Annotated in this window: 10 protein-coding genes; 7 read left to right on the forward strand and 3 right to left on the reverse strand. The window is 33.7% G+C overall.

All coding sequences use genetic code 11. The features are described 5' to 3' along the window. Positions 1 to 29: 29 nt before the first annotated feature. Complete coding sequence (locus Q0X14_RS09995) at positions 30 to 1,160, reverse strand: heparan-alpha-glucosaminide N-acetyltransferase domain-containing protein (RefSeq protein WP_297837774.1); 1,131 nt, start codon at positions 1,158 to 1,160, stop codon at positions 30 to 32. Between the two features lie 213 nt (positions 1,161 to 1,373). Between Q0X14_RS09995 and gmd the strand changes: the two genes are divergently transcribed. Beyond that, positions 1,374 to 2,498, forward strand: coding sequence for a GDP-mannose 4,6-dehydratase (gene gmd, locus Q0X14_RS10000; RefSeq protein WP_297837777.1), 1,125 nt, complete (start codon positions 1,374 to 1,376; stop codon positions 2,496 to 2,498). Between the two features lie 19 nt (positions 2,499 to 2,517). Here the strand turns inward: gmd and Q0X14_RS10005 are convergent, their stop codons facing one another. Next, complete coding sequence (locus Q0X14_RS10005; RefSeq protein WP_297837781.1) at positions 2,518 to 3,216, reverse strand: hypothetical protein; 699 nt, start codon at positions 3,214 to 3,216, stop codon at positions 2,518 to 2,520. Between the two features lie 378 nt (positions 3,217 to 3,594). On the opposite strand from Q0X14_RS10005, the gene pepT reads away from it, so the two are divergent. The 3 genes from pepT (at position 3,595) to Q0X14_RS10020 (ending at position 7,109) form a co-directional block, all read left to right on the forward strand. After that, on the forward strand, positions 3,595 to 4,842 hold the full coding sequence (gene pepT, locus Q0X14_RS10010) for a peptidase T (RefSeq protein WP_297837784.1): 1,248 nt from the start codon (positions 3,595 to 3,597) through the stop codon (positions 4,840 to 4,842). Positions 4,843 to 4,940: 98 nt separating this feature from the next. After that, positions 4,941 to 6,155 carry a U32 family peptidase gene (locus tag Q0X14_RS10015; RefSeq protein ID WP_297837786.1) on the forward strand — a complete coding sequence of 405 codons (1,215 nt, stop codon included), beginning with the start codon at positions 4,941 to 4,943 and terminating at the stop codon, positions 6,153 to 6,155. A gap of 9 nt (positions 6,156 to 6,164) precedes the next feature. Then, positions 6,165 to 7,109, forward strand: coding sequence for a calcium/sodium antiporter (locus Q0X14_RS10020; RefSeq protein WP_297837790.1), 945 nt, complete (start codon positions 6,165 to 6,167; stop codon positions 7,107 to 7,109). A gap of 9 nt (positions 7,110 to 7,118) precedes the next feature. Here Q0X14_RS10020 and Q0X14_RS10025 read toward each other — a convergent pair whose 3' ends face one another. Then, positions 7,119 to 8,417, reverse strand: a complete 1,299-nt coding sequence (locus Q0X14_RS10025; protein ID WP_297837792.1) for a sodium:proton antiporter — start codon at positions 8,415 to 8,417, stop codon at positions 7,119 to 7,121. A 196-nt stretch (positions 8,418 to 8,613) separates the two neighbouring features. Here Q0X14_RS10025 and Q0X14_RS10030 point away from each other — a divergent pair, with 196 nt between their 5' ends. The 3 genes from Q0X14_RS10030 (at position 8,614) to Q0X14_RS10040 (ending at position 13,437) form a co-directional block, all read left to right on the forward strand. Further along, on the forward strand, positions 8,614 to 10,293 hold the full coding sequence (locus Q0X14_RS10030) for a proline--tRNA ligase (RefSeq protein WP_297837793.1): 1,680 nt from the start codon (positions 8,614 to 8,616) through the stop codon (positions 10,291 to 10,293). Between the two features lie 56 nt (positions 10,294 to 10,349). Continuing rightward, entirely contained in the window at positions 10,350 to 12,866 is a 2,517-nt protein-coding gene (locus Q0X14_RS10035; protein ID WP_297837796.1) for a hypothetical protein, read from the forward strand. Between the two features lie 307 nt (positions 12,867 to 13,173). Next, complete coding sequence (locus tag Q0X14_RS10040; RefSeq protein WP_297837799.1) at positions 13,174 to 13,437, forward strand: hypothetical protein; 264 nt, start codon at positions 13,174 to 13,176, stop codon at positions 13,435 to 13,437. Positions 13,438 to 13,535: the final 98 nt, after the last annotated feature.

Consider the following 13,535-nt stretch of genomic DNA (forward strand, 5'->3'; position numbering starts at 1 on the left):
TTCTTTGGATTAACAATTAATATGTTTGATTAAGAGATAACAAAGGTTATAATCAAAACAGTTAAAGATACTTTAACAAAGATTGAAGAATATGCCGGATATTTCTTTTTTATCCAGCCCCAGAATTTTGCAATAATTATCATTAAAGTTATTAACAGAATTGTAATGGCTGTTGATTCCAATACTGTTAAGTTATTGCCAATAATTATCGCCAGACTTTTACCGTTCCAGAACATTCCATAAATGATAATCAGATGAAGCCAGTAAATAAGTAATGATTCTCTGCTTGCATCAAGAACTGATTCAGGTCTGAAATTTAATTTCTGATCTGCTATCCAACAGAAATAAAATAAAACCAATATGTAACCAAGTCTTTCAAGAAAAAATATTGGATTCGGAATAATCGAAGTTAATTCTTTGGGGAACAAGCCGGAATAAAAAATATGTCCTGATAAAAGAGTTATGATTCCTGTGATTGAAATCTTGCGAATGAAATTCTCTTCTTTGCCCTGCTCTCTTGCGTTAATAAAATATCTTGCAAAAAGAGCTCCGGCTAATAAAAAATTTAACCACGGAAATATTGGGAAAAGTGAGCCGTGCAATCTGTTAAAATAATTTCCAACTAACGGATGAACATATTGATTGAAATCTATTTTCCACAATAATGGTGAAATTAAAGTAACAATAATGAGAGAAAGCAGAATAAAAATATGATAAAATTTGTCAGACTTAATTAACAATCTTGCCAGGAATAAAAACAACAGACCAAAACCAATACATTGCAAAACATCTACAGCAAAAAAACTTTCTAACTGCTGGGGAGTAGATTTATGTATAACTTTAGAAAGCGAGTAAAACGGAAGATGAAGTGCATATCCAATTATTATTATCTGAAAAATTCTACCAATTTTTTTCCAGAAAGCTCTTCCAAGCTTTCTCATTTCATCAAGTTTACTTCCTGAAGAAACTTCAAAAGCAAATCCGGATACGAATAAAAATGATGGTGCAACCAAACCATTTATAAAGTTAAGTATGCTGAACCAGAATGTTTGTCTTAGTTGTGGTTGAAGAAATGCATTAAAAACATGAACTTCAATCATTATTATGATAACAAGTCCACGTAGTAAATCAGCAGAGATGTATCTTACTTTTTCTTTCATAAGATTTATTTTGAACTCAAAATCATTTTTGCGTTGATTTGCACTGACAAAAATAAATGATTTATTATCTATTTGTTTTCTAACCGTTAAAGCTTTGATTAAAGTTTATAAGTTAGAAGCAAATGTATATTTTTGTTTTACAAAACTTGATAATAATAAAATCAATTTGACTGATTTCAAAAGTTTAATAAAAAATTAAAGGAAGCTTTATCAATGAAAGCATTAATTACAGGCATCACCGGACAAGATGGAAGTTATCTTACTGAAATACTTCTTGAAAAAGGTTATGAAGTTCACGGAATAATCCGCAGAAGCAGTTCTTTCAATACTGGAAGAATTGATCATCTTTATGAAAATTCTGAAATACTTAACAACAGACTTTTTCTTCATTATGGTGATCTTGTTGACACAAGTAATCTGAATCGCTTACTCGAAAAAATTCAACCTGATGAAATTTACAATCTTGCTGCACAAAGTCATGTTAAAGTTTCTTTTGAGATTCCGGATTATACTGCACAAGTGGATGCTTTGGGCACATTGAGATTTCTTGATGCAATAAGAGAAGTCGGATTAAGACAAGTTAAGTTTTATCAGGCATCAACTTCAGAACTTTATGGAAAAGTTCAGGAAGTACCACAAACAGAAAAAACACCATTTTATCCACGCTCACCTTATGGAGTTGCAAAACTTTATGGTTATTGGATAATTGTCAACTACAGAGAAGCATATAATCTTTTTGCCTGCAACGGAATTCTGTTCAATCACGAATCTCCAAGAAGAGGAGAAACATTCGTAACAAGAAAAATCACTCGCGCAGCTGCAAGAATAGCTGCGGGATTACAGTCTGATTTGGCTTTGGGAAATCTTAATGCAAAAAGAGATTGGGGTTATGCTCCGGAATATTGTGAAGGAATGTGGAGAATTCTTCAGCATAAAGAAGCAGATGATTTTGTACTTGCAACTGGAGAAACTCATACTGTAAGAGAGTTTGCTGATTTAACATTCAAACATTTGGGAATTGAACTTGAATGGATTGGTGAAGGTGTTAACGAAGTTGGAAAAATAAAAAATATAAATCTCGACAAAGCAAAATCATTGATTGGATTTGATGTAACAAAGGAAAGAACAAGAAGTGATTTTACAACGAGATTGAAAAAAGGCGATGTGCTTGTTAGGGTAAATCCGAATTACTACAGACCTACTGAAGTTGATTTGCTGATTGGTGATTCATCGAAAGCTGAGAAGCTGCTCGGATGGAAAGCGAAAACAAAATTTTCTGACCTTGTTGAAATAATGATTAAAGCAGATATGGAAAAAGTTCTAAGAAGAGGATACTAATATCCTCTTCTAATTCCGATTAATCTTTCTGTCCGACCACAAGTGTTAGAGTGTTCTCAGGATAATATGCATTCACTTCTGCAGGTGCATCAATCCCAATCAACTCAAACGCTTTTTGAATCGCACCGGCATATGGAGGTGCCGAGTTAATTCCTTTAACAATTATTGAAACTCCTCTTGGCGGAGTTCTGAAAACTGTTTGAGCAATTCCGTTACTTTTATATCCGGCAGCAATTAAAAGTTTCTCAATTTCTTTTGCATATCTGAAAGAACCTTCATCACCTGAGATACATTTTATTGTAAAATCTCCCTTGGGCTTGTTGGAAAGGAATTGAATGAACTTTTGTTCTGCACTGTTTTCAAAAGTAATTACCTGTGGTTTAGGTTCTTCAACAGGTGGCGAAGTTACTTTTGTTGGCTCCGGTTCTGTTCTCTCAATTATTGTTTTGGGAATAACTATTGTTTCAGGTTTTGGTTTAAAGGTTTCTGTAAGGACTGATTGATCCGGAAAAGTTGGTTTGTCTTTGAATTCACTGGCTTTACGCTGAGCTTCAGAAAGTTCACGCTCTAAAGCCATTTGTTTGATGGAAGTCAACTCAGAAATTCTCGATTGAACCTTCCAGCTAAATACTCCAAGTGCAGCAGAAATTACAGCCCACGCAATAATCACAATGCTTAGAATTCTTTGTAAACCGTCAATGTTATCCCAGAAAGACATTTTGCTCTCCTTAAAAATCAAATTTATGTGGTAATAATTTAATCAAAAATCATACTAATAGATAAACATATTTTCCAAAAAATAACCAATACAAATTTTTAACACTAATTCATTATCGAAAAACCTATTGAATGCTTTACAAAGGCGTTTTATCTATATTGGTCAGGAAATACATTAAAGTTAAATTAACATACTAAATTTTTAGTTTAGTGCTTAAGAGTTAAAATTTACTTGTAAAAAGGAAAAGAAAGTTAAAAGTTAACTCACTGTTAATTGAATAAATCTGCCGTGTGAGAAAAAAGAATTTCAATAAGATTTTTAACAAATTCTTAAAACTTTAATATGATACTTTTTTAATAATCATTACCGGAGGTCCTTATGTTCGATCAGAATTATAAATTTACTTGCGTTGATCGTTTCTTGAAATATGTTAAGTATGATACGCAATCCGATGAAGAATCCACATCTTTCCCAAGCACTGAAAAACAAAAAATTCTTTCTAAAGATTTAGCAGAAGAATTAAAACAGATGGGACTTAAAGATGCACATATGGATGAGTGGGGTTATGTAATGGCAACTCTTCCATCAAACACGAGCAAAGATGTTCCTCCTATTGCTTTTATTGCGCATGTTGATACATCGCCGGCAGTAAGTGGTGCAAATGTTAATCCTGTTATAAGAAAGAATTATCAAGGTGGCGATATAGTTTTGGAAAATGGCGGTTGGGTGATTAAAGAAAGTGAAAATCCTGATTTAAAGAACATGATTGGTTTTGACATAATCACAACAGATGGAAAAACTCTTCTCGGAGCAGATAACAAAGCAGGCGTTGCTGAGATTATGGATGCAATAAATTATTTAATTACACATCCTGAAATTAAACACGGCGATATCAAAGTTTGTTTCACTCCTGATGAAGAAGTAGGAAGAGGCACGGAAAAAATTGATTTGAAAAAGTTGGGTGCTAAATATGCATACACAGTTGATGGTTCGAGTCGCGGTGAAATTGAAACCGAGACATTTTCTGCTGATGCTGTAGTAATAAAATTTTTTGGGAAAAACATTCATCCTGGTTATGCCAAAGGAGTGATGATTAATTCAATAAAGATTGCTGCATCGTTTATTGAATCGCTTCCGAAAGATCGTTTATCTCCCGAAACTACCGAAGGCCGAGAAGGTTATGTTCATTGCACTTCAATAAATGGTAACGAAGAATTAACAACATTAAAATTTATCATTCGTGATTTTGAAACACCAAAGCTGAAAGAGTACGAAGATCTTCTGAAAAAACTTGCAGAAGAAGCCGTCGCAAAGTTTCCTGGTTCCAGAATGGAATTTCAGGTAATCGAGCAGTACAGAAATATGAAAGAAGTTCTTGACAAACATCCTCAGGTAACTGATTATGCTGTTGAAGCAATGAAACGAATTGGAATGAAACCAATTATGCATCCGATTCGCGGTGGCACGGATGGTTCGAGATTATGCTTTATGGGATTACCAACTCCGAATATTTTTGCTGGTGAACATAGCTTTCACTCACAAACAGAATGGGTTGCTGTTCAGGATATGTACGAAGCAGTAAAACTGATTGTTGAAATCGCAAAAGTTTGGGAAGAAAAAAGCTAATTCAAATAGCACACTGATTACGCAGATTGGGCAGGTTTCCACAGATTTGATTAGTGCAAATCTGTAACATCTGCGTCATCAGTGTGCCATAAATTTATATGAAATCGTTTATCAAAAAACCTGAATTAATGGCACCTGCGGGAGATTGGACTATGCTTCGTGCAGCCATTCACAACGGCGCTGATGCAGTATATTTTGGTGTTGATAAACTGAATATGCGTGCAAAAGCAAAAAACTTTTCTCCTGATGATCTTCCGGAGATTTCCAATTTTTGCAAAATCAATAATGTAAAAAGTTATCTCACCTTAAACACAATTGTTTTTGAAGAAGAGATTAGTGAAGTTGAAGATATAATAATTAGAGCTAAAGAAGCCGGAATCGACAGAATTATTTGTTGGGATTTAGCAGTTGCTGAACTTTGTCACAAACACAACTTCCCATTTGCCATTTCCACGCAAGGTTCAATTTCAAATTCTCTTGCAGCTTCTGTTTATAAACGACTTGGAGCTGTGAGAATTGTTCTGGCAAGAGAATGTTCTCTGGAAGAAATAAAAAAGATTCGTGCAAACACTGATCTCGAAATTGAAGCATTCATTCATGGTGCAATGTGCATTGCGATAAGTGGCAGATGTTTTATGAGTCATCATCTGTTCGGCCAATCTGCAAATCGTGGTGAATGTGTTCAACCATGCAGAAGAGAATATGAAGTAATTGATTCTGCCACCGAAAAATCGTTAATCATTGGTGAAGATTATGTGATGTCGCCAAAAGACTTATGCACAATAGAATTTATTGACCAACTGATCGAAGCAGGAATTGATTCATTCAAAATTGAAGGAAGAAAAAGAGCACCCGAATATGTTGCAAAGGTTGTGAGTGTTTACAGAAATGCAATTGACCTTTATTTTGAGGGCAAACTAACAATAGAAAAGAAAAAAGAATTTCTGAGCGAGTTGGAAACTGTTTACAACAGAGGATTTTCATCCGGTTTTTACTTTGGAATTCCTTCATCGGAAGATTATGCTGGTGTTGAAGGCAGTAAAGCAACAACAAGAAAAGTTTATGTCGGGAAAGTATTGAACTACTACAAACAACCACAGGTCGCGCACATTCTTGTTGAATCGGGAAAAGTAAAAACAGGCGATAAAATTTTATTCATCGGCGAAACCACAGGTGTACTTGAAGTTGAAATCAAAAAGATGTTTGTAAACGAAGTTGAAAGCACTGAGGCAGTCAAAGGAGACGAAGTAACACTTCAGATTCCAACTTTAGTAAGAAGGAATGATAAAGTTTATCTGATTGAAAATGTGTAGGGAGAACAAATGATTTCAACTAATGAGATTGTTTTTTATCTTATTGGAGGATTAATCAGCCTCTTCCTAGGGGGTGAAGGTTTAATTCGTGGTAGTGCCTCTCTTTCGATTCGGATAGGAATCTCCCCTTTGGTTGTGGGATTAACTGTTGTTGCATTCGGAACAAGTAGTCCGGAGTTACTCGTAAGCTTAAAAGCTGCATTCATGGGAAACAGTACAATTGCGCTTGGAAACGTTATTGGTTCTAATATTGCGAACATCGCTTTAATACTTGGAATTTCTTCAATCATCAGACCCATTCAGGTTCACGCAAATGTTATCAGAAGAGAAATTCCGATTATGATTGCTCTTACAATCTTGTTAATAATTTTTTCGTTAGATGGTAATCTTGGTTTTGGGGAGGGTTTGGTTTTTCTGATTTTGTTAATTGTTTACACAGTAACTAACATAATTCTATCACTCAAAGAGAACAAAGAAATTGAAAACGAATTTGAAGAAGGATTGAAAAGTAAACTAAATATTCCTCTTTCTATTTTGTTTATAGTTGCAGGATTAGTTTTATTGTTTGTTGGTGCTGATTTATTTCTTAAAGGCGCTGTTGCTTTGGCAAAAATTTTTAACGTGAGTGATGCAGTAATCGGTTTAACTGTAGTCGCCGTCGGTACAAGCTTACCAGAATTATTTACTTCAATTGTTGCAACAATTAAAAAGGAATCTGATATCGCTGTTGGTAATGTTGTTGGATCTAATATATTTAATATTCTTTCAATACTTGGCATTAGCGCATTGATTGTTCCGATTAATTCCGCTCAAATGAGTTATCTGGATTTTGGAGTTATGCTAGTAGCAGCTTTAATTCTGCTGCCACTTAGTTATACTGGTTTTCGAATAAGCAGATTAGAAGGAGCGTTTTTATTAATCGGATATGTTGCCTATCTGTATATTCTTGTTTAGATAAAATTTTCAATTAATAAATAATAATTGAATCAGAATAAAAATCGGTAATAAAACAATAATTGAAAACTTAATCATATAACTGAAGAAATCCGGCATCTTAATATTATTCTCTTCGGCAACTGCTTTAACCATAAAGTTCGGTCCGTTTCCAATATAAGTCATAGAACCAAAAAAAACTGCAGCAGTTGAAATCGCTTTTAATAATTCTTCCGGAATTCCTGCAACAAGATTTCCGGTTGTTATCCCAAGTCCCATCGCAAGAGAGTGAAATGTAACTGCAGTTGGAGTATTGTCAAGAAAACTGCTGAGTAATCCCGTGTAATAATAAAACTGACTTACCGTCTGCACACCAAGATGTTTTGCGTTAGTTTCCAGATAAAGCAACGCGGGAATCATTGTTATAAAAATTCCAAGGAACAGATATGCAACTTCTTCTATAGGATGCCAGGTAAAGTTGTTCTCCGTTCTCAGAAGCTTTGGAGTAAAAAGCATCGAAAGATAACCCATCAACACAATTACTGCTTCTCTTACAAATTTGAAATATGGATTTATGTTTATGAATGAAAGATATTGTTCGTTAAGAAAAGCTACTGATAAAACTACGCCTGCGAGAAAAATGAAATTTCTTTTTCCCTGAATTTTAATTGGCTTAATTGCGGATTCATCTATTTTAATTGCTGAAGCTGGTTCTTTTTTATAGTAATAAGAATCAACAAGAAAATATAGCAATAATAAAATCGCATTTGTAAAAAACCATTCCACTCCAAGTTTGAAGAACCATTCAAACGGAGCCCCGCGCAAGTACATCATAAATAATGGTGGATCGCCAAGTGGAGTTAATAAACCACCGCAGTTAGAAACAATAGCAATAAAGAAAAGAATTGTGTGTGCCTTAAAAGTTCTTTCTCTGTTTGTTTGAATAATTGGTCTGATTAAAAGCATTGCAGCACCAGTCGTTCCCATAAATGATGCGAGCACTGCACCTATTCCAAGAAACAATGTGTTGATTGATGGTTTAGCTTCAATATCACCGGTCAATAGTATTCCACCGGTTATTGTAAAAAGTGAACCCAAAAGAATTATGAACGGAACATAATCGAACAACATTGTATGAATTATTTCATGAGTAAATCCATTTATCAAAAGATAAATCAGAACAGGTATTCCGAGCACAATTGATATGATTAGTTTGTTTTTATTCTTTTCCCAAAAGTGATTCCAGGTAAGAGGAAAAACAGCAATAGCGCCAAGCATAAGTACAAAAGGAAGGATACTTATTAAAGGAATATTATGTGAGTTTTCCATTTGTTGTCCAACTATTTCTGAATCTTAAAAATAATTGGCTCAAACATAGTCAAAATTAATTACTGTGCAATTGATTTATTTCATTTATCACAAACCTATGAAAACGCAACCCAAATCAGCATCAATAAACTTTGATAACCTTTTATTCATCTTTATTTTTGAGCCCTGAATATCATAAACAAAAAGATAAAGAGTTATGCGGTTATCAAAATATTTTGTTCCGACATTAAAAGAAGTTCCAAGTGATGCAACTGTTCCAAGCCATATTCTTATGCTGCGAGCAGGAATGGTAAGAATGGTTTCAGCAGGAATTTATTCATTCCTTCCGCTTGGTTACAGAGTAGTAAAAAAAGTTTGTGAAATTATCCGCGAAGAAATGGATGCGATTGGTGGTCAGGAATTTCATCTGCCTGCTTTGAACCCAAAAGAAATCTGGGAAGAGACAGGAAGAGTAGAAGCATTCGGAGATATTCTGTTTCATATTAAAAACAGAGATTATGTTCTTGCACCAACTCACGAAGAGATTATGACCTTTCACGCACGCAATGTTGTTAAGTCTTATAAAGACATGCCACAGATTTGGTATCAGATTCAAACTAAATTCAGAAATGAACCCAGACCGAGAAGTGGAGTTATTCGTGGAAGACAGTTTTTAATGAAAGATTCTTATTCATTCGATACAAGCTGGGAAGCACTTGATAAATCCTATGAACTTCACGATAAAGCTTACAGAAAAATTTTTGACAGATGCGGATTGAAATATTTTGTCGTCGGTGCTTCAAGCGGTGCTATGGGTGGAACCGGCTCTGAAGAATTTATGGTTAAATCTTCTGCGGGCGAAGACACCGTTGCTTATTGTGAATCCTGTGGCTATGCTGCAAATGTCGAAGTTGCTACCTCAAAACCTTTCATCAGAGAAAGAGATTCTGAAAGTAAATCTGTTTATGAAATTCACACACCAAATGTCAAAAGCATCGACGAGCTTTGTGCTTTCCTGAATATTGAAGAAGAAGTTTGCGCAAAGTCGAGAGTTTATATTGCAAATGGTGAAGCTATTCTGATTTTAATGCAAGGAAACGATGAAGTAAATGAAACAAAACTCGAAAAAGTTTTTGGCAATGTTCGGCCGGCTCATCCTGATGAGCTGAAAGAAATTACCGGTGCTGATGCTGGTTCAATAGGTCCTATTGGCTTTAAGGGAAAAATAATTGCTGATCTCAGATTAAAAGACAGAAACAATCTTTTCAGTGGCGCAAATAAAAATGATTATCACATTGGCGGAATTGATTTGAACAGAGATGTGCCTCAAATTCAATATGCTGATTTAAGAATAGTTCAGTCCGGAGAAGGATGTCCCAAATGCGATAAGCTTCTTGAAGTATTTCCTGCAATTGAACTTGGACACATTTTCAAACTCGGCACAAAATATTCTGAATCAATGAAAGCATTTTTTCTTGATGAAAGTGGAAAAGAAAAGCCAATCATTATGGGAAGTTATGGAATTGGTGTCGAAAGAGTGATTGCCTGCTTCATAGAACAAAACCACGATACAAAAGGAATTGTGTGGAATAAAACTCTGGCTCCTTTTTCTGTTCATCTGATAAGCATAAATCCGAAGAACGAAAAAGTTGCACAGACCTGTGAAAAAGTTTATGATGAATTAATACAAAACGGAATTGAAGTTCTGTACGATGACCGAGATGCTTCGCCTGGATTTAAGTTTAACGATGCAGACTTACTTGGAATGCCGGTTCAGGTTGTGATTGGAGAAAAGAAATTGAAAGAGAATAAAGTTGAAGTTAAAATCAGAAAAACAGATGAAAGATTTGATGTAGAGCTGAAGGATATTATCAGCAAAGTCAAAGAAATTATTTGACTATCAGAAAAATTAGAGTATATTAAATCAGGTTAAATTAAATCCTGGATTCATTTGTGAAAGTCATTTTCGTCTTTCTTTTGCTAATCTTCATCACCACAATCTTTCCACAAGATGAATTTTATGGTGTAAAGTTTCATTCAAAGAACAAACCCGAATGGGAAAGAAGCTCTATTTACCTGAACGACAATAAACCAATTTCTCTTAAAAATGATTTTTCGATTTCTTTTGATATTTCATTTTGGTCTTTAGCATATTTTGGACCCATCTTTAGAGCAAACCACAGCGATAAAGAATTTATTCGCTTTGTATTTAATCAGTTCGCTGATAATGAAAATTACCTGCTTCAATTATTTCTTCAAGGATTAAGCAATCCTCTTCTAATTAAACTTGATCGAAAATCTTTCACTGTCAATAAATGGATAAATGTAAAGATATCATTCGATGCAAAAAAAGATCAGGTAACACTTTACCTTAATAATCGTGCAGTTGATAGCACTTATTACAGAATTCCTGATGAAATAAAATTAAAAATGTATTTCGGTTTGTATGATTATTCAGACAACATGGATCTTGATTTAGCGGCAATTTACCTTAAAAATATTCTTATTGAAGAAAGTGATAAGAAAAAATTTTTCTGGCCTTTGAATCCCTTTGAAAAGGATAACATTTATGACAAAATAAGTGGTCAAAAAATAATCCTGAAAAACACAGATTGGGTAATTAAGGATCATTATTATTGGGACAAAAAGTATGAAGCTAATGTAAATAATTATCCTTTATTTGCTCACGACTCTGTAAACTCAAGAATTTTTATAGATGATAAGAATCGATTAATAATATTTAATCTGCAAGATTATAAAGATTCCGTGATCTACTATAAGAATCACAGACCAGGCAAATGGCATAATTTGTATTATGACAGTTTCAGAAACAGACTGTACTCTACTTTTATAGCACTTGGTCCTGTTTCTATTTATGAATTTAGTACCAACGAATGGACAACCATTGATACATCCAAAGAAGAAAATGGCCATTATTATGGAAGTGTAAGATTTATTAATCCTGCAGATAGCTTAATCTATTCATTTGGTGGATATGGTTGGTACACAGCAAAAGATAATCTTTTTCAATATGATTTTATGACAGGGTCTTGGAAAGAAATTAAATTAGATAATAATATCGGATACAGATTCAATGTATCAATTTTCCAGGGATTTGACAGCCGACATTATCTTTTCTGGGGAGGCAAGGGTAATTACACGGGTAAACAGGAAGAAGGATTTCAGTTATTTAGTGATTTATATTCTTTTGACTTAGTGAATAAAGAGTTTACAAAAATCTGGGAATATAAAAATGGAAATCTATTCCGAAAGTATAGTTATCTTCTTTCAAATGCATTCTTGAGTAAAGACGATAGCACTTTTTATTTTTTAATGAATAGTGATACACCTGAAAAAAAGTATTATCATTTATTCAAAGCTGACTTAAAGAATTCCATCATCTCAAGAATTGGCGATGAAATTTCTTTCGATACAGATAGAACAACGCGGAGCGAATTCTTTTGTTTTGATTCAAAGACACAAGAATTCATTTTAGTAAAACAAGCATTAGATTCATCAAAGGTTTTTATTTATGGACTTAAATTCCCGCCTGTTCAACAAACTGAAATTGCTGCAATAGTTCAACCGACGGAAATCGAAAAACAATTCCCTTTCATTATGATTGTCCTGAGTTCTGTTGCGCTATTGACTCTTGGTTACTTACTAATGATAAAACGAAAACGAAAAAGCCAAAGTAATTCTGAAATAATAATCCCTGTTGATAAAAAACAATCAAGTAAAAATTCAATCAAAATATTCGGTGGATTTTTCATTTACGACAGAGACGGAAATGAAATTTCTAATAATCTTTCGCCAAGGTTGAAAGAAATATTTTTGCTGATACTAATAAAAAGTTTTAATAATCATCGTGGCGGAATTTCATCAGAAGAGTTATCTTCAATAATCTGGCCTGATTCATCACCTGAAAGTGCAAAATCCAATCGCGGCGTAGCAATTAATAAAATCAGAAAATTTCTTTCAAATGTCGAAGGAATTACTATTGAATTTTCTGACAAACTTTGGTTTATAAAAATTGACAATGGCGCAAAATGCGATTATGCTGAATATCTAAAACTTTATTCCTCATTTAAAGCTGGCAAAAGATTAAATGGTTCATCGGTGGATTATATCCTGAATGTCTTTGATGGAGGAGAATTTCTTAGAGACATTAGTTATGAGTGGCTTGATTCAATAAAATTTGCAATCAACAATGAATTGATAGGATTCCTTAAATCATTTTTTGATCACCAGGAAATTAAAAGTAACCCTGAAAAGATTATCCGGATTTGCGATACAATCCTAAAGTTTGATTGTGTAGAACAGGATGCAGTGAAAATTAAAATTAAAACTCTCATCGAAATGGGCAAAATTCACAATGCCAAAAGTTCATTCCATTTATTTGTTGCTGATTATAAAAAGTTATACGATGAAAACTTCCCGCTTTCTTTTGAAGAATTTATCTCTTCATAAAAATTTTTTCATAATTAACCCAAAATTAACCCGCTTTTTAGCCCTTTTGTTAACCCAAAAGCATTTTATTTGAGATCAATTAAAGAAAATATTTAGAATAATTGGTGTCCCCCAATATTCTGTTTCTCCGGTTCTGGGGGACCGGAGGTATTTAAAAATGAGGCTCATAAGTTTATTCAAACAAAAAAAAATCAAAAATTGTCCACATTGCCATAAAGAAATTCGTAAAAATGCTCTGAGATGTAAATGGTGCGGCAGATGGTTGGTAACTGAAAAATCTCTTAACAAAAAACTATCCTACTGAATTATGAAAGATTATCTGAACCTTTTTGCAATAATACTGATTATCTTTCTTTTAATGTCAGTTGATTGCTCAAAAGAAATTTCAACTACAAATTCTGATATAGAGACAAGTAAACCGCCATCTCAGGAACTGCTAATTGTACAGGTAGGAGAAAATTTATCAAAAAAAGTGGATTCTGTTGCTATAATTGAATTTCCCACAACTGAAATTCAGATTCATAATCATTATCGCTCAAAAGCAATGTGCCTTCGTGGAATAGATTATTAACTATAAAAGAATAGAACTACCACGAGTCTCCAAATAGTATTATAAAACAAAAAGCGGGCATAAAGCCCGCTATAAAAATTCCATATCTGTTGAATGAA

Source organism: Ignavibacterium sp. (assembly GCF_025998815.1).
Classification (GTDB): domain Bacteria; phylum Bacteroidota; class Ignavibacteria; order Ignavibacteriales; family Ignavibacteriaceae; genus Ignavibacterium.